The organism is Thioalkalivibrio sp. HL-Eb18, from assembly GCF_000364985.1.
GTDB lineage: Bacteria > Pseudomonadota > Gammaproteobacteria > Ectothiorhodospirales > Ectothiorhodospiraceae > Thioalkalivibrio.
In genome coordinates this window covers 149,672-172,975 of the sequence record NZ_KB822964.1, presented here as the reverse complement: position 1 = coordinate 172,975, position 23,304 = coordinate 149,672, and the positions used below count along the sequence as shown (strand labels likewise).

General features: G+C 66.9%; 19 protein-coding genes and 4 tRNA genes. 15 read left to right on the top strand and 8 right to left on the bottom strand.

The features are described from left to right. Positions 1–2 precede the first annotated feature (2 nt). Entirely contained in the window at positions 3–446 is a 444-nt protein-coding gene (locus F813_RS0105725) for a low molecular weight protein-tyrosine-phosphatase (RefSeq protein ID WP_012982033.1), read from the bottom strand. A gap of 2 nt (positions 447–448) precedes the next feature. Then, the gene (locus F813_RS0105720; RefSeq protein ID WP_012982032.1) at positions 449–1,579 is read right to left on the bottom strand and encodes a polysaccharide export protein; all 1,131 of its coding nucleotides are present in this window, start codon (positions 1,577–1,579) and stop codon (positions 449–451) included. A gap of 390 nt (positions 1,580–1,969) precedes the next feature. Between F813_RS0105720 and F813_RS0105715 the strand changes: the two genes are divergently transcribed. From F813_RS0105715 to F813_RS0105655, 13 genes are all read left to right on the top strand, one after another. Further along, positions 1,970–2,995: an NAD-dependent epimerase gene (locus F813_RS0105715; protein WP_017925880.1), complete on the top strand. Its 1,026-nt coding sequence runs from the start codon at positions 1,970–1,972 to the stop codon at positions 2,993–2,995. Next, positions 2,995–4,830 (top strand): ABC transporter ATP-binding protein, encoded by a 1,836-nt coding sequence (locus F813_RS0105710; RefSeq protein WP_017925879.1) that lies wholly within the window; start codon positions 2,995–2,997, stop codon positions 4,828–4,830. Before F813_RS0105715 ends, F813_RS0105710 begins: the two co-directional genes overlap by 1 nt. A 34-nt stretch (positions 4,831–4,864) precedes the next feature. Further along, positions 4,865–5,950, top strand: a complete 1,086-nt coding sequence (locus F813_RS0105705; RefSeq protein WP_017925878.1) for a sugar-transfer associated ATP-grasp domain-containing protein — start codon at positions 4,865–4,867, stop codon at positions 5,948–5,950. A gap of 26 nt (positions 5,951–5,976) precedes the next feature. Continuing rightward, positions 5,977–6,696 (top strand): hypothetical protein, encoded by a 720-nt coding sequence (locus F813_RS0105700; protein ID WP_017925877.1) that lies wholly within the window; start codon positions 5,977–5,979, stop codon positions 6,694–6,696. Positions 6,697–6,708: 12 nt separating this feature from the next. Next, positions 6,709–8,046: a phenylacetate--CoA ligase family protein gene (locus tag F813_RS0105695; protein WP_017925876.1), complete on the top strand. Its 1,338-nt coding sequence runs from the start codon at positions 6,709–6,711 to the stop codon at positions 8,044–8,046. Then, positions 8,043–9,179, top strand: a complete 1,137-nt coding sequence (locus tag F813_RS0105690; protein WP_017925875.1) for a glycosyltransferase — start codon at positions 8,043–8,045, stop codon at positions 9,177–9,179. The genes F813_RS0105695 and F813_RS0105690 overlap by 4 nt, the downstream gene beginning before the upstream one ends. Continuing rightward, complete coding sequence (locus tag F813_RS0105685; protein WP_012982025.1) at positions 9,176–10,522, top strand: glycosyltransferase family 39 protein; 1,347 nt, start codon at positions 9,176–9,178, stop codon at positions 10,520–10,522. The genes F813_RS0105690 and F813_RS0105685 overlap by 4 nt, the downstream gene beginning before the upstream one ends. Before the next feature lie 74 nt (positions 10,523–10,596). Continuing rightward, a complete protein-coding gene (locus F813_RS0105680; RefSeq protein WP_012982024.1) occupies positions 10,597–11,886 on the top strand; it encodes a nucleotide sugar dehydrogenase in 1,290 nt (429 codons plus the stop codon). A gap of 183 nt (positions 11,887–12,069) precedes the next feature. Continuing rightward, on the top strand, positions 12,070–13,284 hold the full coding sequence (locus F813_RS0105675; protein WP_012982023.1) for a glycosyltransferase family 4 protein: 1,215 nt from the start codon (positions 12,070–12,072) through the stop codon (positions 13,282–13,284). Next, on the top strand, positions 13,281–13,931 hold the full coding sequence (locus F813_RS0105670) for a sugar transferase (RefSeq protein WP_012982022.1): 651 nt from the start codon (positions 13,281–13,283) through the stop codon (positions 13,929–13,931). Before F813_RS0105675 ends, F813_RS0105670 begins: the two co-directional genes overlap by 4 nt. Next, positions 13,928–14,779 carry an aldolase/citrate lyase family protein gene (locus tag F813_RS0105665; protein WP_012982021.1) on the top strand — a complete coding sequence of 284 codons (852 nt, stop codon included), beginning with the start codon at positions 13,928–13,930 and terminating at the stop codon, positions 14,777–14,779. The genes F813_RS0105670 and F813_RS0105665 overlap by 4 nt, the downstream gene beginning before the upstream one ends. After that, on the top strand, positions 14,770–15,738 hold the full coding sequence (locus F813_RS0105660) for a D-2-hydroxyacid dehydrogenase (RefSeq protein WP_017925874.1): 969 nt from the start codon (positions 14,770–14,772) through the stop codon (positions 15,736–15,738). Before F813_RS0105665 ends, F813_RS0105660 begins: the two co-directional genes overlap by 10 nt. A gap of 123 nt (positions 15,739–15,861) precedes the next feature. Then, complete coding sequence (locus tag F813_RS0105655) at positions 15,862–16,878, top strand: glycosyltransferase family 4 protein (protein WP_012982019.1); 1,017 nt, start codon at positions 15,862–15,864, stop codon at positions 16,876–16,878. A 54-nt stretch (positions 16,879–16,932) separates the two neighbouring features. On the opposite strand, the gene F813_RS0105650 is transcribed toward F813_RS0105655, so the two are convergent. The 5 genes from F813_RS0105650 to F813_RS0105630 form a co-directional block, all read right to left on the bottom strand. Continuing rightward, positions 16,933–18,933 carry a nucleoside-diphosphate sugar epimerase/dehydratase gene (locus F813_RS0105650; protein ID WP_012982018.1) on the bottom strand — a complete coding sequence of 667 codons (2,001 nt, stop codon included), beginning with the start codon at positions 18,931–18,933 and terminating at the stop codon, positions 16,933–16,935. Between the two features lie 313 nt (positions 18,934–19,246). After that, positions 19,247–19,322 (bottom strand) — tRNA-Lys (locus F813_RS0105645). Between the two features lie 15 nt (positions 19,323–19,337). Beyond that, positions 19,338–19,413, bottom strand: a tRNA-His gene (locus tag F813_RS0105640). A 40-nt stretch (positions 19,414–19,453) separates the two neighbouring features. Further along, positions 19,454–19,530 (bottom strand) — tRNA-Arg (locus F813_RS0105635). A 68-nt stretch (positions 19,531–19,598) separates the two neighbouring features. Then, a tRNA-Pro gene (locus tag F813_RS0105630) sits at positions 19,599–19,675 on the bottom strand. 164 nt (positions 19,676–19,839) lie between these two features. Here F813_RS0105630 and F813_RS0105625 point away from each other — a divergent pair. Then, positions 19,840–20,715: a GGDEF domain-containing protein gene (locus F813_RS0105625; protein WP_017925873.1), complete on the top strand. Its 876-nt coding sequence runs from the start codon at positions 19,840–19,842 to the stop codon at positions 20,713–20,715. Positions 20,716–20,794: 79 nt separating this feature from the next. Continuing rightward, positions 20,795–21,658 (top strand): bifunctional methylenetetrahydrofolate dehydrogenase/methenyltetrahydrofolate cyclohydrolase FolD, encoded by an 864-nt coding sequence (gene folD, locus F813_RS0105620; RefSeq protein WP_017925872.1) that lies wholly within the window; start codon positions 20,795–20,797, stop codon positions 21,656–21,658. A gap of 25 nt (positions 21,659–21,683) precedes the next feature. Here folD and F813_RS0105615 read toward each other — a convergent pair whose 3' ends face one another. Continuing rightward, entirely contained in the window at positions 21,684–23,303 is a 1,620-nt protein-coding gene (locus F813_RS0105615; protein ID WP_012982015.1) for an ABC transporter ATP-binding protein, read from the bottom strand. Between the last annotated feature and the right edge of the window lies 1 nt (position 23,304).

Here is a 23,304-nt window from a genome sequence, read left to right as displayed (position 1 = left end):
GATCATCGGTTCAGCCGCCGTGCCCAGGCATCGGCAGCCTCCACAAGTAGGGCATGAGCCTGCACGAAGACCTCGGGGCTCTTGCCATAGGGATCGGGGATGTCTCGGCCACGGCCACCTTCCAGCCAGTGGCCAAATCGCATCGTCTTGCCGAGCACCTCGGGGTGGCGCCCGCCGACGGCCTGGCGCTGGCCCTCGCTCATGACCAGCACCAGATCGGCGTGATGCAGCCAGTCCGCCTCGATCTGCCGGGCCTTGTGTGCCGAGACATCCAGACCATCGGCCTCGGCCAGACGCCGCGCCTCGGGGTGGACGCCCTCCCCGACCACAGCCCCAAGGCCCGCGGATTCCACGGAGCGATCAGGCAGGCGCTCGCGCAGCAGTGCCTCGCCCACGGGACTGCGGCAGATATTGCCGGTACAAACGACCAGAATCCGGTTAAACATGGCTAGAAGTCATCCGACAGGCGGCGCACGTCGCGCGTGGTACGGGAGGATTGGTAAACCGCGCTGACCGTGGGCAGCAGCTGACTGATCACGCGGTTCCAGCGGCCCAGCGACGTCGTCGTCACATACACGATGTCCAGCGGCTCCAGCTCGAACTCGGCCCCCAGCATCAGCGCTGCGGAATTGCGCGCATCCAGCTGGTAGACGGTCGCGAGCTTGTCGCTGTCCGGTGGTGCACGGCGGATCACGAAGATGCCGCTGGCGTCCGCCCGAGTCTCGTTAAACCCTCCGGCCTGGCTGAGCGCATCCATCAGCGTGAGCTGACCGCGGCCCAGGGGCAGCCGTTGCGGGTCGCCCACTTCGCCCATCACGTAGATCTGCTGGCCGGCAGTATCCGGGACGTGCAGCACGTCGCCATCGCGCAGGAGCCGGTTCTGCGACATGTCGCCGTAGCGCAACATGTCGTAGAGCGAGATCACGACCTCTTCGCCTTCCCGTGTCAGGATCACCTCGTGCCAGTTGGCATCGTCGGAAAGCCCGCCCGCATGGTGGATCGCATCGAGCACGGTCAGCGGCACATTGGTCACTGGCTGCACGCCGGGTTCGCGTACCGAGCCTGTCACCTGGACCTTCTGCGAGTTGAAGGCCGCCACGCGCACCTCGACCTGGGGCTCGTTCACGAAGGTCGCGAGATCGCGCGCGATCCGGTCACGCACCTGCGACACGGTGTACCCCTCGACTTCGACGCGCCCGATATAGGGATAAAAGATGGTCCCGTCGGGGTGCACGGTATTCCCCGATTCCACAGCGGACCGCTCGCTGCCGGCCGGAATGGTCAGCTCGGGGTGTTCGTACACGATGACCGCCAGCACGTCGCCGCGACCGATGCGGTAATCGTATTCATCGACGTCCTGTGCCATCTCGTCGCTTACACGGCGCAAGTCTGGCGGTACCGAGCGGGTCTCCTGGGCCCGGATCAGGCCAAAGGTTATGGGCTCGATATCGACCAGGTCCTCGACCGGGGCACTGGAGGTGCGTTCGGCAATGTGCCCGCCAGGGGCCCAGGCACACCCACCCAATATCACCAGCAGGCTCAGCAACAGGACCCAGCGTACGGGGGGGATCACGTTCATGGATCTTCCTCTTTTGCGCATGGCCGCAGCGCCCCTGGCGCCCACGGCCGCGTCGTCACCTTGCGATTCATCCTGGCGAGCCCCACCGGGTCCGCCTCAAGCGGGCCGACCATGTCACGAATAGGCCGGATCGTCGTCGAACTGGCGCAAAATATCGGCAGCCAACCCCCTGCGGGCAATGCCGCTATCCGAAACTTACGGGGCGAGTCACAGCTTCGACGGATCGACCTCACGTTTCCCGGAACCGGCGTTGCGGGGCCATTCCGGCCGATGCTTGAATCCATCGCGTTCACCCCATGAACGAGTGACCCGGACCCTCGTCACAACGCCCCTGGGCAAGCGAAACGTCCGGACACGTCAGTCCCATCCATCCGACAAGGAAGAGGCGACATGAAAGTCTTGATCACCGGCGCGGCAGGTTTTATCGGCTCCCATCTGGCCCTGCGCCTGCTGGAGCGTGGCGACACCGTGATCGGTGTCGACGACATGAACGACTACTACGACCCGAGCCTGAAGCGGGCCCGACTGGACCGCATCCGCGCCTTGCCGGCGTCCCGCCAGCGCTTCGTGTTCGAACACGAAGACATCGCCGACCGCACCGCGATGGAGCGGGTGTTTCGCGAGCATCGCCCGGAGCGGGTAGTGAACCTGGCGGCCCAGGCCGGGGTGCGCTACTCGCTGGAGAACCCGGCGGCCTATGTCGACACCAACCTGGTCGGTTTCGGCAACATCCTGGAGGGCTGCCGGCACAACGGCGTGGAACATCTGGTCTACGCCAGCTCCAGCTCCGTCTACGGCGCCAACACCACGATGCCGTTCTCGGTGCACGACAACGTCGACCATCCGCTCTCCCTCTACGCCGCGAGCAAGAAGGCCAACGAGCTGATGGCGCATACCTATGCGCACCTGTACCAGCTCCCGGTGACGGGCCTGCGCTTCTTTACCGTCTACGGCCCCTGGGGCCGCCCGGACATGGCGCTGTTCCTGTTCACGAAGAAGATCCTGGCGGGCGAGCCGATCGACGTCTTCAACTATGGTCATCATCGGCGCGACTTCACCTACATCGACGACATCGTCGAGGGCGTGATTCGCACGCTGGACCGTCCGGCCCGGTCCAACCCGGCGTGGACCGGGGCCGAGCCCGACTCGGCGACGAGTGCAGCCCCCTACCGGCTGTACAACATCGGGGCCCATCGTCCGGTGGAGCTGATGCACTACATCGAGGTCCTGGAGGACTGCCTGGGCAAGAAGGCGGAGAAGAACCTGCTGCCGCTGCAGCCGGGGGATGTGCCGGACACCTACGCCGACGTCGAGGCGCTGCGCACCGACACCGGCTACGAACCGACCACATCGGTCGAGGAGGGCGTCGCCCGCTTCGTCGATTGGTATCTGGGGTATTACCGGGCGGCCGCCTGATGGGGGTCTACCGCAAAACGCTGCAGTTGCTCACCCCGGCGGAGAAGCGCCGGGGTGCGCTCGTGCTGGGGCTGATGATGATCATGGCGGTACTGGAGACCGCCGGGGTCGCATCGATCATGCCGTTCCTGTCCGTGCTGGGTAACCCGGAGCTGGTCAACACCAACCCGGTACTGAACCAGCTCTACACGGGGCTCGGCTTCAACTCGGTGGATCAGTTCATCTTTGCCCTGGGTGCGGCGGCCTTCGCGCTGATCCTGTTCTCGGCGGTATTTCGCACGCTCACGCACTACGCGATGAACCGCTTCATCGAGATGCGCCGCCACAGCCTCGGCAAGCGCCTGCTGGAGACCTACCTGCGCCAGCCGTATGCGTTCTTCCTGAACCGTCATAGCGGCGACATGGCGAAGAGCATCCTGTCCGAGGTCGACCAGCTGGTGCTGAATGTCTTCCGTCCCGGGATCACGATGATCGCCTACCTGGTCGTAACCATCGCCATCGTGGCACTGCTGATCTTTGTCGATCCGTGGCTCGCGCTGGGGGTCGCGGTCGTAATTGGCGGGGTATATGGCACGATCTTCGTGTTCGTGCGCGGCCTGCTCGGGCGCATCGGCCGTGATCGCTCGCTCGCCAACAAGGAACGCTTCACCGCCGCCGGCGAGGCCCTCGGCGGCATCAAGGACATCAAGCTGCTGGGTCGCGAGCATGCGTACCTGTCGCGCTTCGATGCCCCCTCCAAGCGCCAGGCCCGGCACCAGGCGACCAACCAGACCATCTCTCAGGTACCCAAATTTCTGATCGAGGCGATCGGCTTCGGCGGCATCATCGGGCTCACCCTGATCCTGCTGCATACCCAGGGCGGCACCGGTACGGATGCGCTGGGCGAGATCCTGCCGATCCTCGGGCTGTACGCCTTTGCCGGCTACCGCCTGCTGCCCGCCGCGCAGCACATCTACGCGGGCCTTGCGAAGCTTCGCTTCGGCGCCGCCGCCGTGGAGAGCGTGACCGAGGACCTGCGCGAACGCGAGGCCCTGGCGGAACTGCATCGCCAGGCCCCCCAGCCGCTGGTCCCGCAGAAGATCATCGCGCTCGAGGGCATCGAGTTCACCTATCCAGGCGGACACCGTCCCGCGCTGCAGGCCATCAACCTGGAGATCCCGGTCGGCACATCGGTCGGGATCATCGGGACCACCGGCTCCGGCAAGACCACGCTGGTCGACGTTCTGCTGGGTCTGTTGCGCCCGACCGAGGGCGCCATACTGGTGGATGGCCAGCCGGTCACCGATGCCAACCTGCGCGCCTGGCAACAGTCCCTGGGCTACGTCCCCCAGGACATCTTCCTGACCGACTCGACCGTGGCCGAAAACATCGCACTGGGGATTCCCGCCGCGCAGATCGACCACGATCGTGTCGAGCGCTGCGCGCGCATGGCACAGGTGCATGACTTCATCGTTCAGGACATGCCGGAGCAGTACGCCACGATGGTGGGCGAGCGTGGTGTGCGCCTGTCCGGGGGCCAGCGCCAGCGCATCGGGATCGCCCGCGCCCTCTACCACGACCCCGACGTCCTGGTGTTCGACGAGGCCACCAGTGCCCTGGACACCGCAACCGAGCGCGCCGTGATGGAGGCGATCGAGTCCCTGTCACGCAGCAAGACCATCATCCTGATCGCGCACCGCCTGAGCACCGTGCGCGCCTGCGATCAGGTCGCCCACCTGGAACGGGGTTCGTTCGCCTCCGTTGGCCACTTCGACGAGCTGGTCACTCACACCGAGGCCGATGCCCCCCAGGTCCAGTCCGTCCCCGGCCCTGCGGCCTCCGGCACCCATGGCTGAACCCGCCGTGTCGACACCACACGAGGAGTTGCCCGTGACGCACGTTCAATCCCAGCCGCTGCAGATCAAGAACAGCGGCCGCATCGCCCGCACCATTGCGCGCGCGGTCCATCTGCGCCATCTGCAAAAGTCACGCAAGATTGCCATCCAGTGGCGCGAGAAACTCATCCGCGCGCATGGGGAATCGGCGGTCACCCGCCCGGTTCTGCAGCGGATCAAGCGCTATGCGACCGATACCTACGGGAGCGAGTCCTGGTGGCCATGGCTGGCCGCCTACACCGAGGTGCGGCGCGAGTTCGTCGAGGGGTGGATCGGCGACGATTACTACACCGAACACCTGAACCCGCTCTGGAACCGGCAGGACATCCGCCGCCTGAGCGGACTCAAGACCATGGATTCGCGCCTGTTCCCGGACAGCGTCGTGCCCCCGGTCTTCGTGCGCGTGGGTGGCCAGTACCTGGATGCCCAGGGGACGCCGGAGCCGCTGGAAACCGCCCTCTCCCGGCTCGAGCCCGGCAAGACCTATGTGATCAAGCCCGACGAGGGACGCCAGGGCCTCGGCGTGACTTTCACGACCACCGAGCAGGTGGCCGAAGAGCTCGGCAAGGTCCCCGGAAACTGCATCGTGCAGCCCCTGATCGAGCAGCATCCGGATATCGCGCGGATCAACGCCAGCTCGGTCAATACGCTGCGGGTTCTGACCTTCCTCGATCCGGAATCCGGGGAACTGCGCATCCTGAACCATTTCCTCCGCCTGGGCCGCGAGGGGCAGCGCACCGACAACGTCTCCACCGGTGGCTACTTCGTCGGTGTCGATGGCGAGGGCTGGCTGGACGGCCATCTGCGCGACCCGGTCTGCGTCAGCATCGGCTCGGTCCACCCCGACAGCGGCGTGGACGTAAAGGACTGCCGGATCCCCAACTTCGGCGCGGTACGCGAGCTGTGCCTGAACGCCCATCGCCGCATCCCCTATCTGCGCTTCATTGGCTGGGACGTCTGCATTCAGGCCAGCGGCGAGCCCGTCATCCTCGAGTGGAATGCAGAGCAGGTGGCCTGGTCGCGCAACGAGTCCTGCTTCGGACCCTTGCTGCCCTCGGTCCCGCGCGGCTATCCGCGCTGATCCGCCACTGCCATCAGGAGAACGACATGCACAACATCAAACTGCTGTGGACCGGTGGCTGGGACTCCAGCTACCGCCTGCTGGACCTGGCGCTTTATCGCAACCGCAAGGTACAGCCGATCTACGTGCTGGACCCGCGCCGGAAATCCTATGTGTACGAGCTGCGGGCCATGGCCAACATCCGTGCGGGCATCGAGGCGCGGGCGGAGGCCCGCGGGCGCGTGGCGCCGGTTCGTGTCTATCTGCGCAGCGACATCCTCGAGGACCCGAACATCACCGAGCTCTACCAGCGCCTGGCGAGCGAGGTGCATGTGGGTACCCAGTACGACTGGCTCGCCCGCCTGTGCGAACAGGAAGGCCTGCGCGACCTGGAACTGTCGCTCACCGGCCACGAGGCCGGCACCGAGTTGCAGGAACGTCTTTTCCGCAACCCGCAGTACGGGGACTTCCGCTTCCGCGAGGACGACTTCGCCTGGGAGCTGTTCCAGTACTACCGCTTCCCGTTGCTGTCGGTGACGAAGGAGGCGATGAAGTACGACGCCGAGGCCAAAGGCTTCCTGCCGCTGCTCGAACAGTCGTGGTTCTGTCATTCGCCGATCCTCGGCCAGCCCTGTGGTCACTGCCAGCCCTGCCGCTTCTCGCGCGAGTCGCGACGCACGATCCAGTATTCGCGTCTGGGGCCGCTGCTCGAGCTGGCCCGTCGGGCGCGCTCCAGCCTGCGCTCGATGCGCACCGCCAGCGCCTGAGGCACAAGCGTCATGTCCCTGGCCTTTGGTGCCCTCCTCCCCTGGCTCTCCGGCCCGCGCGAATATGCCGCGCTGCGCCGGGCGGAGCGGCTCCCCCTGCCCGCCCTGCAGCGCCTGCAGGCCGAGCGGCTCGCGCGCCTGCTGGTACACGCACGCGACGACGTGCCGTACTACCGCGAAATCCTGCCCGATGCGGACACCATCGCCGCCGATCCGCTGGCCACCCTGCTGTCGCTGCCCATCCTCGACAAGGACACCATCCGTCGCGAGGGCGAACGCCTGTGCGCACAGCGACCTCGACCCGGGCTGCGGCGCAACACCTCGGGGGGATCCACCGGCGAGCCGGCCACGTTCTACCAGGACACCGCCTATCGCCGCTGGGGCCGCGCCACCAAGGCCCTGTTCGACGGCTGGACCGGCTACCGCCCGGGTCAGCCCAAGGCCGTGCTGTGGGCGGCTTCGCGCGACCTCACCGCACCCCGGGGCACCCGCCGCCTCGCCGAACGGCTGAAGAATCGCACCCTGCTGAACGCCTACCGCATGGACCCGGAGACGATGGATGCGCACCTCGAGCAGTTGCGCGCCGCGCCGCCCAGTCAGTTGCAGATCTACGCGGAGAGTGGCCACGAACTCGCCCGGCATGCCCTGCGCCGGGGAGTCCGTGTGCCGGGTATCGGCAGTGTGCTGAGTTCGGCCGGAACGCTCTTTCCCGACATGCGCGAGACCATCGAGAAGGCCTTCGATGCCCCCGTGTTCAACCGCTACGGCTCGCGCGAGGTGGGTGACATCGCCTGCGAATGCGAGCACCACCGCGGGCTGCACGTGAACCCGCTGACCCAGTACCTGGAGATCCTCGACGACGACGGCCGTCCGACGCCACCCGGCACCCCCGGGCGGGTCGTGGTCACCTCGCTGACGAACTACAGCATGCCCCTGCTGCGCTATGCGATCGGCGACCTGGCCAGCTGGTCCGGCGAGGCCTGCGACTGCGGGCGGGAATGGCCGCTGCTGGAGGGGGTATGGGGACGCGTGACCGACCATATCCGCGGCACCAGCGGTGCCGTGGTATTCGGCGGGTGGCTGCGCCAGTTGCTGTACCCGGAAGACTGGATCGGACAGTACCAGTGGGTCCAGCACGCGGAAGATCATATCCGCCTGCGCCTGATCCCCATCGATCGTGCCCCGCAGGGCGAGCGAGAACAGCGTCTGCAGGCGCGCCTGGAGCCCGAGATCCGCGAACAACTCGGCGCGGGCACACGCCTGGATATCGATCGCGTGAACGCGATCCCGCCGTCGCCCAGCGGCAAGCACCTGCATGTGATCAGCGAATTGCAGGAGAGCCGACGGTGAAGATCCTGCACGTGATCAACGGGCTCGGCCAGGGCGGCGCCGAGCGCCAGCTGGGCAACCTGCTGCGCGCGGCACCGGACGCCGGCGCCGTGTTCGCGCTCAAGGAACCCGGGGTGATGGCCGGCGACATCCGGGCGCAGGGTATCCCGGTCTATACCGGGCGACTGCACAACCCGCTCTCCACGGGATGGATCGCCGCCCTGCGCCGCGCGCTGGCCGCCTATCAGCCCGATGGCGTGATGGGCTGGATGTACCACGGCAACCTGGCGGCCTCGCTGACCCGGCGTCTCGGGTATCAGGGCCCGGTGTTCTGGAACGTGCGCCACTCGGTGCATGACCTGGCGCACGAGAAACGCGGGACCCGCTGGGTGATCCGCACCGGCGCCTGGCTGTCGCGGTATCCGGCCCGCATCGTCTACAACAGCGCCACCGCCGCCGCGCAGCACGAGGCGCTGGGATTCGCCGCGGATCGCCGCGTGGTCCTGCCCAACGGCTTTGACCTCGCGCGTTTCCATCCGGCGCCGGACGCCACCCCCGGGCTGCGCGCCCAACTGGGTATCGGGGCGGACACCTGGCTGCTGGGCATGGTCGGGCGCGCCCACCCCATGAAGAACCATGCCGGACTGGTGGCCGCCCTGGCGCACCTGGTCCGGGGTGGAGTCGACGTGCACTGCGTCATGGTGGGCACCGGGGTGTCCGCGGATGACAACCCGCTGGCCCAGGCCATCCGCGAACACGGGATGGACCGGCATGTCACGCTGCTGCCGCCCACCCCCGAACCCGAGGCCCTCTACCCGGGCCTGGACCTGCTGGTGCTGCCCTCGCGCTGGGGCGAGGGCTTCCCCAATGTCGTGGGCGAGGCCATGGCCTGCGGCAGACCGGCCGTGGTCACCGATATCGGCGATGCCGCCCGCGTGGTCGGGTCCACCGGCTTTGTCGCCGCAAGCCCCGAGCCGCAGGATCTGGCCGACGCCATTGTCCGGGCCATCGGCCAGGGCCGTGAGCGCCTGCACGCGCTGGGGGGCGAGGCCCGTGCACGCATGGAATCGCATTACGCCCTCGAGGCCGTGGCCGCGCGCTACCAGACCCTGTTCCGGGATGCGATGGCCCATACCGCGCCCGTCTCGCCATGAGCTATACCTCGATCCCGTTCACGACCATGGAGCTGCTGCTGTCGGCCAGCTTCCTGATGGTGGTGCTGGTCGCCGTACTGTGGACCGGGGCCAGACGCGAGGGCTATCTGTGGCCCCTGCTGGCGGCCCTGCTGGCGCGCATCGGGGCGGCGCTGGTGCAGCGCTTCCTGTTTCCCCTCCCTCAGGGTGGCGCCGATGCGATCAGCTTCGAGCGCCGGGCCTGGTTCTGGGCCCAGAACGGCTGCGGCAATCTCGGCGACCACTTCAGCATGGGCAGCTCGTACCTGCACAGCTGGCTGATTGCCAACATCTATGCCTGTTCCGACCGCGCCCCCCTGGCCTTCCAGGCCGTGAACATCGCCCTGGGCATGCTGACGGTCTATCTGATTGCGCGCATCGCCGAGCAGCTCTGGGACCGCCAGGCCGCCGTGCGTGCGGCCTGGATCGCCGCATTGTTCCCGATCCTGATCGTGAATGCGGCCGTGCCACTGCGCGAGGTGTGGTTCACGGCCTTCTTCCTGCTGGGCGTGCTCTGGCTGGTGCGCTGGGTTCAGAGTCAGCGCACCGGTTTCCTGGTGGCCGCCGTCGGAGTGCTGCTGGGTGCGGCGGTCGTGCATGGCGCGGCGGTGTTTGCGATCGCGGGCATCGCGGTCGTACTGGTCGGCTGGTCGATCAAGGAATTCCTGCGGGCCTCGGATCTGGGGCATTTGCGCCCGGGCCTGCTGCTGGGCGGCATGCTGCTAGGCACGGCCGGGGTCCTTGGATTCGTGGTGATGGACGAGATGCGCTTCTCGTCGATCGGGCAGTTGGGCGATGTGATGGAACAGACCGAGACGCTGGACCAGCGGGCCGAGCGCAGCGCCCGCGGCGGGGCCGCCTACCCGTCCTTCCTGATCCCGTCCAATGACCTCCAGGCACTAGCCCTGACCCCGGTCCGGGTGGGCTATTTGCTGTTCGGTCCCCCGCTGTGGGAGGTGCGCTCGCCTGTCCACCTGATCGGCATGGCAGAGGGTCTGTTCTATCTGACACTGGTCCTGCTGCTGGCGGTGTATCGCCGCCACTGGTGGCATCGCTCGGACTTCCGGCTGCTGGTCGTAGTGTTCATCGTCCTGGCGATCATCTTCGCCTGGGGCACCAGCAACTTCGGGACCGCCGCCCGCCATCGCGCCAAGTTCCTCGGGATCCTGATCGCCCTGGCGGCGGGCCTGGCCGGGCGCCGCCTGTGGCGCTGGGAACGACTGCGACGCCTCGGCGCCACTCGCTCGACAGCCCCGAACAGCACGACGGACCTACCGGAGACTTCCGGCGCGGAACTGCCGCAACCGCGGCGTGCCGCGCCCTGATCGGCCGCGCGCGACTCGCGCGCACCTGCCCCGCTCCCGGGGCCATTACCAACATTCACACAGGAGATTGGAAGATGGCGGAATTTGCGGCACCGGACGCCCCGCGTCTGGCCATAATTGGTCTGGGTTATGTCGGCCTGCCCCTGGCAGCCGAGTTCGGACGGGTCCTTCCCACGCTGGGCTTCGATATCGATACGGGCCGCGTCGAGGAACTGCGCGGCGGACACGACCGCACACGCGAGGTCTCCCGCGAGGAACTCGCCGCCGCCGAGCATCTGGAACTGACCGCGGATCCGGGGCGACTGCAGGACTGCAACGTGTTCATCGTGACGGTGCCCACCCCGATCGATGCCCACCGGCGGCCGGACCTGGGCCCGCTGCTGGCGGCCAGCCGCACGGTGGGTCGCGCCCTGAAGCCAGGGGACGTGGTGATCTACGAGTCCACCGTCTACCCCGGCGCGACCGAGGAAGACTGTGCCCCTGTGCTGGCCACGGAATCCGGCCTCGAGCTCAACCGCGATTTTTTCCTCGGCTACAGCCCCGAGCGGGTGAACCCCGGCGACAAGGAACACCGCATTCCCGATATCGTCAAGGTCACCTCCGGCTCCACCCCCGAGGTCGCAGAATTCGTCAACGCGCTCTATGCCCGCATCATCCGCGCCGGCACCCACCCGGCTGCCAGTATTCGCGTAGCCGAGGCGGCCAAGGTGATCGAGAACACCCAGCGCGACGTGAACATCGCCCTGATCAACGAACTCGCGATGCTGTTCGAACGCCTGGACCTGGATACCGAGGCCGTGCTGGCCGCGGCCGGGACCAAGTGGAACTTTCTGCCATTCCGACCCGGCCTGGTGGGCGGGCACTGCATTGGCGTCGACCCGTACTACCTGACGCACAAGGCACAGGCCGCTAACTACCACCCGGAGATGATCCTCGCCGGCCGCCGCACCAACGACGGCATGGGCGGCTACATCGCGGATCGCACGATCAAGTCGATGATCCGCAAAGGGTTCCCGGTCGTGGCCTCGCGTGTCCTGGTGATGGGGCTCGCGTTCAAGGAAAACTGCCCGGATCTGCGCAATACGCGCGTGGTGGACATCATCCATGACCTGCACGGCTACAACGCCGAAGTCGATGTCTGGGACCCCTGGGTGGATACCGCCGAGGCCCGTCACGAGTATGGCCTGGACCTGCTGACCGAGGCGCCGAAACAGGGCCAGTACGACGCCATCATCCTTGCGGTTCCGCACCACGAGTTCGTCGAACTCGGCGCCCAGGGCCTGCAGAAATTCGGGCGCGAACGCGCGGTGATCTTCGACGTGAAATCGGTACTCCCGCCCGAGGCGAGTGACCTGCGTCTATAAACCGGCCATCCCCCTTGAGCCGGTCTGCCTTTTCGGGGTGTCTCGCACACTTTGAGCACCCCGAAACATGGCGATAAATCATTGTCCTGTTTACCTTTTGTACCCATGCACAAGGACTTCCGAGAGGCCTCTCCAGCGTAGGCGGAGACCACCCGGCACCTCTTGGGAACAGGAGCAACAGACATGCAGAACACCGAGCACCGCAGGGTGGCCACCACCCTGCGTGGGGATGCCACCAGCACGGCACGGGCCGACCGGGAAAGCGAGTCGCGGGAACACAGCGGGATCGATCTCCTGATCGTGGCGGCCAATGCCCGGTCGCTGATCGCCAACCGCGGTGACCTGATCCGCGAGATCCGCCGCCGCGGCCAAACGGTGGCCGCCGCCGTCCCGCGCAAGGACTACCTGCCCGAGGTCGAGGAGCTGGGCATCCCGATCTACCCGTTCGACCTGGGCCGTACCGGTGTCAACCCGATTGAAGACCTGCGCACGACCTTCGCCCTGACCCAGCTGATGCGGCGCCTGCGACCGGAGGCCGTGTTCAGCTATACCGTGAAGCCCGTGGTGTACGGTTCTCTGGCCGCCCGCTGGGCCGGGGTCCCGCGGGTATACGCGATGATTACCGGTCTCGGGCATGCCTTTACCACCGAGTCCTGGCGCACGCGCATCCTGCGCACGATCAGTTCCGGCCTGTATCGCCAAGCCCTGGCCCGCTGCGATCGCGTGTTCTTCCAGAATCCGGATGACCTCCAGGATTTTCTCGATCGGGGTGTGCTGCCGGATACCGAGCGGGTCGTTCGCATTAACGGCTCCGGGGTGGACGTGGACCGCTTCGCCCAGCATCCCCTTCCCGAGGGCGACCCGCTGTTCCTGTTTGTCGGCCGTCTGCTCACCGAGAAGGGCATCCTCGAGTTCGTGGAGGCCGCGCGCCAGGTTCACGCGCAACACCCCAATGCCCGCTTCGTGGTGGTCGGCCCCCATAACCCGGACCTGCCGCACACGATCTCGGCGGAGCAGGTAGAGGCCTGGAAGCGCGAGGGCATTGTCGAGTTCGTCGGTGGCGTGGCCGATGTTCGGCCCTGGCTGCATAAGGCCTCCGTATTCGTCCTGCCCTCCTACCGCGAAGGCACCCCGCGTTCGGTGCTGGAGGCGATGAGCGTGGGCCGCCCGATCATCACCACAGACGCCCCGGGCTGCCGCGAGACCGTCGTCGACGGCGAGAACGGCCTCCTCGTCCCGCCCCGGACCTCCGCGCCACTGGCCGAGGCCATGCAGCGGCTCCTCGAGCACCCGGAACTGCTGCCGCGCATGGCCAGGGCCTCGCGCGATCGGGTGGAGGCGAAGTACGAGGTGGGGCAGGTCAACCGCGTCATTCTGCGCACGATGGAGCTCGCATGAACGCCATCCTCAAACGCCTGTTCGACATCCTGTCCAGCATGGCGGCGCTGCTCGTGCTGGCCCCGTTGCTGCTGCTGATCGCCATTGCGATTCGCCTCGACAGCCCCGGGTCGATCCTCTTCCGCCAGCGACGCATTGGCTTCAACGGCCAGCCGTTCCGGGTACTGAAGTTCCGCACCATGGTGGATCGCGACCCGGACGCGATCGACCAGCACCAGGAACAGGTGGTCAGCACCGGGGTCGACCCGCGCATTACCCGCGTGGGTCGCTGGCTGCGTGCGACCAGTCTCGACGAGCTGCCGCAGCTGTGGAACATCCTGCGCGGTGACATGAGCGTGGTCGGTCCCCGCCCGATCCTGCCGGAGCAGGTAGAGGTCGTGCCCCCCTCCTACGCCTCCCGGTTTTCGGTGCGTCCCGGCCTGACCGGACTGGCCCAGGTCCGTGGTCGCCGCACGCTGGGCTGGATCCAGCAGCTCGAGGCCGACACCGAATATGCCGCGCAGCACAACCTGCTGTACGACCTGGGGCTGATTCTGAAGACGGTCTACGTCGTCCTGACCGGCCAGGGGGTCTACGGCGAGGCCGGGATCAACTGGCGTACCTATCGCGATTCACTGCGTAACCGACAGCAAGGGGACATGGAATGACTTCGACCCTGAAACACATGTTCATCACGGCCTCCGCCGACGTCGCCCGGCAGGCCGAGGCAGCGGAAATCGCGCGTATCTTCGTCGACATGGAGACCCGGGGAAAGGCCGAACGCCAGGGTCATCTGGACACCCACAAGGCGCGGCACACGCTCGACGATGTCCGACGCATCTCCAGCGTGCTCACGAGCGCAGAGCTGATGGTGCGCATCAATCCGCCGGCTCCGCAGACGCCCTCCGAGGTCCGTCAGGCGATCGACGCCGGCGCCGACCGGCTGATGCTGCCGATGTTCACCCGTATCGACGAGGTACAGCACTTTCTCGACGCCGTCGGCGGACAGGTGCCGGTGACCCTGCTGGTCGAGACCCCGCAGGCCCTGATCCGACTGCCGTCCTACCTGCCCCTGCTCGGGCCACAGGACCAGATTCATATCGGCCTGAATGATCTCAGCCTGGCATCCGGGCTCGATTTCCTGTTCGAACCGCTGGCCGGCGGCATGCTGGAGGCGCCGGCCGCCCTGTGCCGCGAGGCGGGCGTCGCGTTCGGGTTCGGGGGCGTCGGCGCGGTGGGCAAGGGCGAGGTCCCGGCCGAATCCATCCTGGGCGAACATGTCCGCCTTGGGTCCGAATGGGTGATCCTTTCGCGCGCCTTCCGCGAGGTCGTCAGTCAGGAAGACCCGGCCACCGGGACGGCGCGCCTGCGCGGCGAACTGGAGCGGCTGCAGGCCGCGGAACAGCAGTTTCGCGCGGCCCCCCCGGAAGCACTGCTGGAGAACCGCGACGAGATCCGCACCCGTACTTTCCGGCTGGCGGCCCGCATGCACAACCGGAGCCGTGCATGCGCCTGAGCCACACACTGTTCCTGCAGAAACCGGAGGTTCTGGAGAACCAGCAGGATACGATCGAGGCCCATCTGCAGCAGGCATTACCCGGCACCACGCTGACCTTCGCCGGCCAGCCCGAAGCCATACCCGAGGGGCTCGCGGTCGATGCGGTGATCGCCCCCACCCTGCCCTGGCTGCCCGACGCCCTGGACCGCCTGTCGCGCTATGACTGGGTGCACTTTCTGTCCGCCGGGGTCGAGAAGATCTGGGACATGCCATTCCCCAAGGATGGTCTGCTGATGACCAAGAGCAGTGGCGTCCACGGCGCCCCGATGAGCGAGTATGCGATCGGGGCCATGCTCTATTTCGCCAAGCACTTCGACCGCTTCAACGCACAAAGCCGCGAGAAGCGCTGGGAGCGCTGCTGGCTCGGGGAGCTGACCGGGCGCACCGCCATGGTACTCGGCATGGGGCATATCGGTACCCAGGTGGCGCGCCGGGCCCGGGCGTTCGACATGCGCGTGATCGGTGTCCAGCGCAACCCGCGCCCCCATGACTGCGCCGACGAGGTCATTGCCCTGGATAGCGTGGAGGACCGCCTGCCGGAGGTGGACGACCTGATCGTATGCCTGCCGCTCACCCGGGACACCCGGCACCGGATCGGCGAAGCCCAGTTCCAGCGGCTGCAGCCGGGGGCCGTGCTGGTGGACATCTCGCGCGGCGGGGTTGTGGATCAGCAGGCGCTGATCCGGGCGCTGGATGCCGGACGCCTGCGCGGCGCGGCGGTGGATGTCTTCGAGCAACAACCCCTTCCCGCCCAGTCACCGCTGTGGAACCGGGAGAACGTCCTCGTCACACCCCATGTCTCGGGTACCTCGCCACACTACATGGCACGTGCGCTCGAGATCTTCATCCGCAATGCCCGTGCGATGGCGCAGGGCGAGCCCGCGGTGACCCCGGTCGACCCGATCGCCGGTTACTAGATCGGCGGTTACCAGGCAAGCGCTGGAGTCCCGCCTCTCCTTCCCCCACAATGCGCGGCATCCGGCCCGGGGCGGCATTGATCCGATTGTCTGCCCGGGGCCGCCAGCCGGGACCCATGGGGGATGCCTTACGTGATCGAGACCATCGGATTGCTGACCGCCTTCGTGCTGGTGGTGGTGATCACGGGCTGGATTCGCCAGTACGCCCTGGCGCGGCAGCTGGTCGACATCCCCGTCGCACGCAGCTCGCACCAAGCCCCCACACCACGCGGTGCCGGCCTGGCACTGGTGCTGGTTTTTCTGCTCGGAACCCTGCTCTCCGCCGGGATCGGCTGGGTCGACCTGCCGACCGCCGCCGCCCTGATCGGGGCGGCCGGCGCCGTCGCCTGGGTCGGCTGGCTGGACGACCACGGCCACCTGGCCGCGCGCTGGCGATTGCTGGTGCATTTTCTTGCGGCCGCCTGGGGACTGGCCTGGCTGGGCGGGCTGCCACCCGTAGCGATTGTCGGCGTCCAGATCGATGCCGGATGGATCGGCCATGTAATCGCGCTGTTCTATGTCGTCTGGCTACTGAACCTCTACAACTTTATGGACGGCATCGACGGTCTGGCCGGCATTCAGGCGGTCACGGCCTGTCTGGCCATGGCCGGCCTGCTCTTTGGCTGGGGGGATGCGCACGCGTGGTGGCTGCCGGCGCTGCTGGCCGCGGCAAGCGCGGGGTTCCTCATCTGGAATTTTCCACAGGCGCGGATCTTCATGGGGGATGTCGGGAGTGGCACGCTAGGATTGCTGCTGGGTCTGCTGTCGATGCACGCAGCGGGGCTGGACACGAACTTCCTGGCCGCCTGGCTGATCCTGCTGGGCGTGTTCATTGTTGACGCCACCACAACGCTGGCGGTACGCCTGTTTCGGGGAATGCGGGTCTACGAGGCCCATCGCAGCCATGCCTACCAGCATGCCGCCCACCGGTTCGGGTCGCATATCCCGGTGGCCCTGGGTGTCGCCACGATCAACCTGCTCTGGTTACTCCCCATTGCAGTCCTGGTCGTTGCCAATCATTTACCGGGTGCCGCCGGTGTCGTAATCGGCTACCTGCCCCTGCTCCTGCTGGCCATCGCCCTGCGCGCCGGACGCGACTGACCCGGGTCTCACCAGGGAAACCCGGATCACCACGCACGCTCGAGCGAGTCCGCTCTAGCGCGGAACCACCGGATCGGCCACCCGTGCATAGGCGACTGCCGCCGGACGCACGGTCGGGGCCGGAGCCGGGCGGGGCCGTCCGACCGGTGCAGAGGCACTGTGAGCGGCCTCTTCATCGCGGCCCGGCTCGTAACCATCGACGACCTCGCGCAGCACCTCGAACGCGGCCTGGGCATTGCGTTCGCGGTCGGCCTTCTCCAGCGTGCGCAGGGCGCGGGCGAGAACCGCCGGCTCCGCACAGGTTTCGCGTGCACGCATGATCTTGCTGTGCGGGGTCTCTTCCACGTTATCCCCGATCAGCAATTCCTCGTAGAGCTTCTCGCCGGGACGCAGGCCGGTACAGGTGATGGCAATACCTTCCCCTTCGGCCTCGTCCTCCCGGACCTGATGGCCGTGCAGACGGATCATGCGCCGGGCCAGGTCGATGATGCGCACCGGTTCGCCCATGTCGAGCACATAGACCTCGCCCCCCTGCGCCATCGCCCCGGCCTGAATCACCAGCTCGGCGGCCTCCGGGATCGACATGAAGTAGCGGGTAATCTCCGGGTGAGTCACCGTGACCGGCCCACCTTCGCGAATCTGGCGGTGGAACAGGGGTACGACGGACCCGGAAGAACCCAGGACGTTGCCGAACCGCACCATGCTGAACACCGTTGCGTTCTGACGGCGTGCGCGGTCCTGCAGCACCATCTCGGCCAGGCGCTTGCTCGCGCCCATCACGTTCGTGGGCCGCACGGCCTTGTCCGTGCTCACCAGGATAAAACGCTCGACGCCGGCGGCGATCGCCGCATCGGCCACCACGGCGGTGCCCAGGCTGTTGTTGCGCAGGCCTTCCAGCAGATTGCCCTCGACCAGCGGCACATGCTTGTAGGCGGCCGCGTGGTAGAGCGTCTGCACGCCATACTGGTGGAGGACCTCTTCGACGCGCGCCTGGTTGGCGACCGAGCCCAGCACCGCGTGCACCTCGACGCCCGGCTGCATGGACAACCGCCGCTGCATGATCTCCTGTTCGATCCGGTAGAGCGCGAACTCGTTACGCTCGAACAGCACCAGGGCGGCCGGCTCCAGACTGAGGATGCGGCGGCAAAGCTCCGAACCGATAGAGCCCCCGGCGCCGGTGACCATCACCACGCGTCCGCGGATGCTCCGAGCCAGCAGGGCCTCGTTGGGCGGCACCGGATCGCGGCCCAGCAGGTCGGCGACATCCAGGTCCTCCAGCTGATCCAGGGGGGCCCGGCCCGAGACGACCGCCTCCAGCGAGGGCACCGACTGCACATGCAGCGGATAGGGCTCCAGCCATTCGAGGATGCGCCGGCGATCGGCCCGGCTCGCCGACGGCACCGCCAGCAATACCCGGCGCACGCCACACTGCTCCACCAGCGTGCCCAGGGCCTCGCGGCCACAGACCGGGATATCGTCAATCGAACGCCCCTGGACCGCCGGGTCCTCGTCGATGAAGGCCATCACCCGGAAGCGGCCGCTGGACTGCAGGCCGGAGGCCAGCTGAACCCCTGCCTCACCGGCGCCAAAGATGACCACGCGCTCGCTGCCAGTACGCGCATCGGACACGGCCTGGTACCAGCTGCGCACCACAAATCGGCCCGCCGCGACCAGGGCAAAGGCCAGCAGCGCAAAATTCACCGCCACCGCCCCGAAGAATCCAGGTGTCTGTGTCAGTTCGGCCGAGGCCCAGATCATCAGCGCCAGCGCGGAGACGCCGACGATCACCGCACGCACCGCGCGGGCCCCCATGAACCGCACGACCGTTCGATACAAACCGAGCCGCGCGAACACCAGCGCGCCGACCGCCGGGACCAGCGCAAACAGCCACCAGGCCTCGACCATCATCGGCGGGACCGTCTGGCCAGTACGAATCACGAAGGCCAGCCACAGTGCCAGCGGCAGCATTACGATGTCCGCCAGCACCATCAATCCCTGTTTTTTGCCGCGCGGCAGTCGCAGCAAGTTCTCCAGACTACGATCCAGTACCGCCATGATTAGGGCCTCCCATGTTTCAGCAACCGGGCGCGGTGTGCTTGCCGAACCTGTCGGCTTGCCTTGCACCACAAACGTGTGGGGAGGCTAGCACCTGAATGGCAGACTAATTGGGGGGGAAATCACGCTGTCAGACGAACGACTGAGGGCGCCATCACGCTGTCGGTAGATCGCTGCGAGATCAGGAGAAAAAGGTTGATCGAGTACCGCCACATCCACCCGGTACACCAGAAGCACATCGGCGCGACCAGGCATGGCCAACGGGCCAACCAACCAGAGACAGGCAAAAACCGTGAGAGGTCAGGCAAGGGAATGGTGGGCCGTGTAGGAATCGAACCTACAACCAATGGATTAAGAGTCCACTGCTCTACCAATTGAGCTAACGGCCCCCGAGAAAAAGGGGATGGGGTGACCGATGGGACTCGAACCCACGACAACCGGAGTCACAATCCGGGACTCTACCAACTGAGCTACGGTCACCACCGTGTCACTGCACAACCACTGGCACAAAGGGCGGCTCTGGCGCGCCCGGCAGGACTCGAACCTGCAACCGTCGGCTTAGAAGGCCGATGCTCTATCCGGTTGAGCTACGAGCGCGTTACCGCCGAACGTCGAGGTGCCACGCCTGATATCGAGCCTGCCTGCAAGCCTTCGGCCGGGAGAAATGGTCGGGGTAGAGGGATTCGAACCCCCGACATCCTGCTCCCAAAGCAGGCGCGCTACCAGACTGCGCTATACCCCGTCGAGCCGTCCCCGCAAAAGGGCCTACACAGCGAGCGCAGGATGGTAGCGCCGCCACCGCCAGCGGTCAAGGTACAAAGGGTTGCAAAGGTTGTTCTTTCATGCACGTTTCCGTGATACGTTGCAGGTACGCAAGTCGAGCTTGCGGGCGGGGGAGACAGGGACATGCTCAACTGGGTCGCCAACGGCGCCATCGTGCTGGGTGCAGCGGGCCTGATCTATGCACAGTGGAACCTGGCCCGCCTGTTGCGCGAGCTGCCGGAGAGCCGCGTTCGTACGGGCTGGCTGCTGATGTTCGTGCTGATCCCGATCTTCACGTTGGGGTATCTCGGTTTCATCCCCCTGAACTGGGGCCTGTACCACTCCATCCCTGACCTGCTGGTGCCAATCATATTCCTCCTGGGGGGATGTTTCGTCTGCAGCGTCGTGCTTCTGACCTATAGCTCGGTGGAAAGCATCCGCCGCATCACCCGACTGGAACACGAATCGATCACCGATCCTCTGACCGGCCTGTTCAACCGCCGCCACATGGACCGCCGCCTGGACGAAGAAGTCGCCCGCTCGCGGCGCTATGGCCAGCCGCTGTCGGTGGTCATGCTGGACATCGACGAGTTCAAGGGGATCAACGATCGCCTGGGACACCTGGCGGGTGACTATATCCTCGAATCGATCGCCCAGCGCCTGCGGCAGAACCTGCGCCGCGTGGACCTGGCGGCACGCTTTGGTGGCGAGGAGTTCGTGGTCATCGCCCCGCACACCGACCAGGACGCCGCACTGCAACTGGCCGAGAAACTGCGCAGCGAGATCGCCCAGACGCCGATCATACTCAAGGGCCACGAACATGTGCCGCCCTGCGCCCCGGATGAACTGTACGTAACAGTCTCGGTGGGGGTCGCCAGCCTCAATATCGAGCCCGACTCCCGCGACAACGCGGATTTTCTGCTCCAGCGGGCGGACGACGCCCTCTATCGGGCCAAGGCCGGCGGGCGCAATCGCTGCGAGTCCGGACCCAGTCGCGCCAGCCTGGTCGCGGCGAGCTGACGCACCCGCGAACGAGCCGGCTTGAGGCGCTCCCGCGCGCGTGGGATGATCGCGGCCAGTTTCCGAGACAGAGCCTCCCATGACTGCCCAGCTCATCGACGGCCGCGCGATTGCCCAGACCCATCGCGCCCGCATCGCCACCGAGATCGAATCCATGACCGCCCGCGACCTGCGCCCGCCGGGCCTGGCTGTGGTGCTGGTCGGTTCCGATCCCGCCTCCCAGGTCTACGTGCGCAACAAGCGCAAGGCCTGCGAGCAGGTCGGCGTGGTCTCGCACTCCTATGATCTGCCCTCGGGCACGCCGCAGACCGATCTGCTGGCCCTGATCGACCAGCTCAATGCCGACCGCACCATCGACGGCATTCTGGTGCAGCTGCCGCTGCCCAGCCATATTGACCCCGAGACCGTGATCGAGCGCATCTCGCCCGCCAAGGACGTCGACGGCTTTCACCCCTATAACGTGGGTCGGCTCGTCGCCCGGATCCCGCGTCTGCGTCCCTGCACGCCCTGGGGTGTCATCCAGCTGCTGCGCCACCTGGATGAGCCGTTCAAGGGCCGCACCGCCTGTGTGATTGGCGCCTCCAATATCGTGGGCCGCCCGATGGCGCTGGAACTCCTGCTGGCTGGCGCCACCCCGACCATCTGCCACCGCTTCACGCCGGATACCGCGGGCATCGCGCGCCAGTCCGACATCCTGATCGCAGCGGCCGGCAAACCGGGCCTGGTCAAGGGCGACTGGGTCAAGCCCGGGGCCACGGTGATCGACATCGGCATCAACCGCCGCGAAGACGGCACCCTGTGCGGTGACGTGGAATTCGACGCGGCGGCGGAGAAGGCCGCCTGGATTACGCCGGTGCCCGGCGGTGTCGGCCCGATGACGGTGGCGATGCTGCTGGACAACACCCTGCGCGCCCGCGCCTTCGGCACCCACGAGGCCAGCTAGCGATACGTCGGAAGTGTCGCTGGGTTTAATGCACGTAGCGCGAAACCCGCGGGACCGCCTCGAGCAGGTGACGGGTGTATTCGGCCCGCGGACTGGCCAGCACCTCGGCGGTGTTGCCGATCTCCTCCATGCGGCCATCGTGCATCACCAGCATGCGGTCGGAAAAATACTCGACCACCCCCATGTCGTGGGTGATGAAGATCAGCGCCAGGCGGCGTTCGACCCGCAATCGTCCGAGGATCTGCAGGACCTCCGCCTGCACCGAGACATCCAGCGCGCTGGTCACCTCATCGCAGATAATCACGTCCGGATCCAGCACCAGGGCCCGGGCAATCCCGATGCGCTGGCGCTGGCCGCCCGAGAACTCGTGCGGATAGCGCCACAGCGTATCCGCCGGTAGCGCGACCTGGTCCAGAGTCGCGCGCGCACGCTCGATGCGATCCTCCTGGTCCTCGCCAATCCCGTGTACCGCCATGGGCTCGGTCAGCAACGTCATCACGTTCAGGCGCGGGTTCAGCGATGAGGCCGGGTCCTGGAACACCACCTGCAAATGACGCCGCAGGCGGCGCAACGGTTTGCGCGGCATCCCGGTCAATGGCTGGTCGCGGTAGCGGATCTCGCCGCCAGTGGGCTCGATCAGGCGCAGGATCGCGCGACCCAGCGTGGTCTTGCCGCAGCCCGACTCGCCGACCACCGCGAGCACCTCGCCGTTGTCGAGCTGAAACGAGACGCCATCCACCGCGCGCACGACATCCACCTGGCGGCGCATCAGGCCCTTCAGCACCGGAAAATGCACCTGCAGATCGCGCACGTCCAGCAACGTCTCGCGCCCGGCCCCAGGCACCGAGGGCAACGGCGGCAGGTTTTCCGGCAGGGCGCCGATCAGCTTGCGCGTGTAGGCATCCTGCGGGTCGCGCAATAGCGGGTGACACTCGCCCTGCTCCACCAGCCGGCCCTTGTGCATCACCGCCACGCGATCCGCCACCGAGGCGACCACGCCGAAATCGTGGGTGATCAGCAGCACAGCCATCCCGTTCTTTTCGCGCAGCTGATCGATCAGCTTCAGGATCTCGGCCTGTATGGTCACATCCAGCGCGGTGGTCGGCTCGTCGGCAATCAGCAGATCCGGCTCCGCCACCAGCGCCATCGCGATCATCACGCGCTGACGTTGCCCCCCTGAAAGCTTGTGCGGATAGTCGTGGCGCCGCTGTTCCGGGTTTGGCAGCTGGACCTCGCGCAGCACCTCGAGCACCCGCGCCTCGCGCTCGGCCGGGGTCATCTGCGGGCGGTGCAGGCGCAGGACCTCGTCGATCTGGTCGCCCACAGTCAGCACCGGGTTCAGCGAGGTCATCGGTTCCTGGAAGATCATGCCCACCCGATCCCCGCGCACCTGCTGCATCACGCGGTCCGGCAGGCCCAGCAGTTCCTGCCGGGTCCCGTGCCCGGCCAGCCAGACATCACCCGTGGAGGGCTCGAAGCCCCCGTCCAGCAGCCGCATGATCGCCAGCGCCGTGATCGACTTGCCGGACCCCGACTCGCCCACCAGGGCGAACAGCTCGCCTGCACGGATCGAGAAGCTGATGTCCTCGACCAGCGGCGCCTCGCTGTCGCGATGCCGAATGCGGAGGTTGCGCACCTCGAGCATG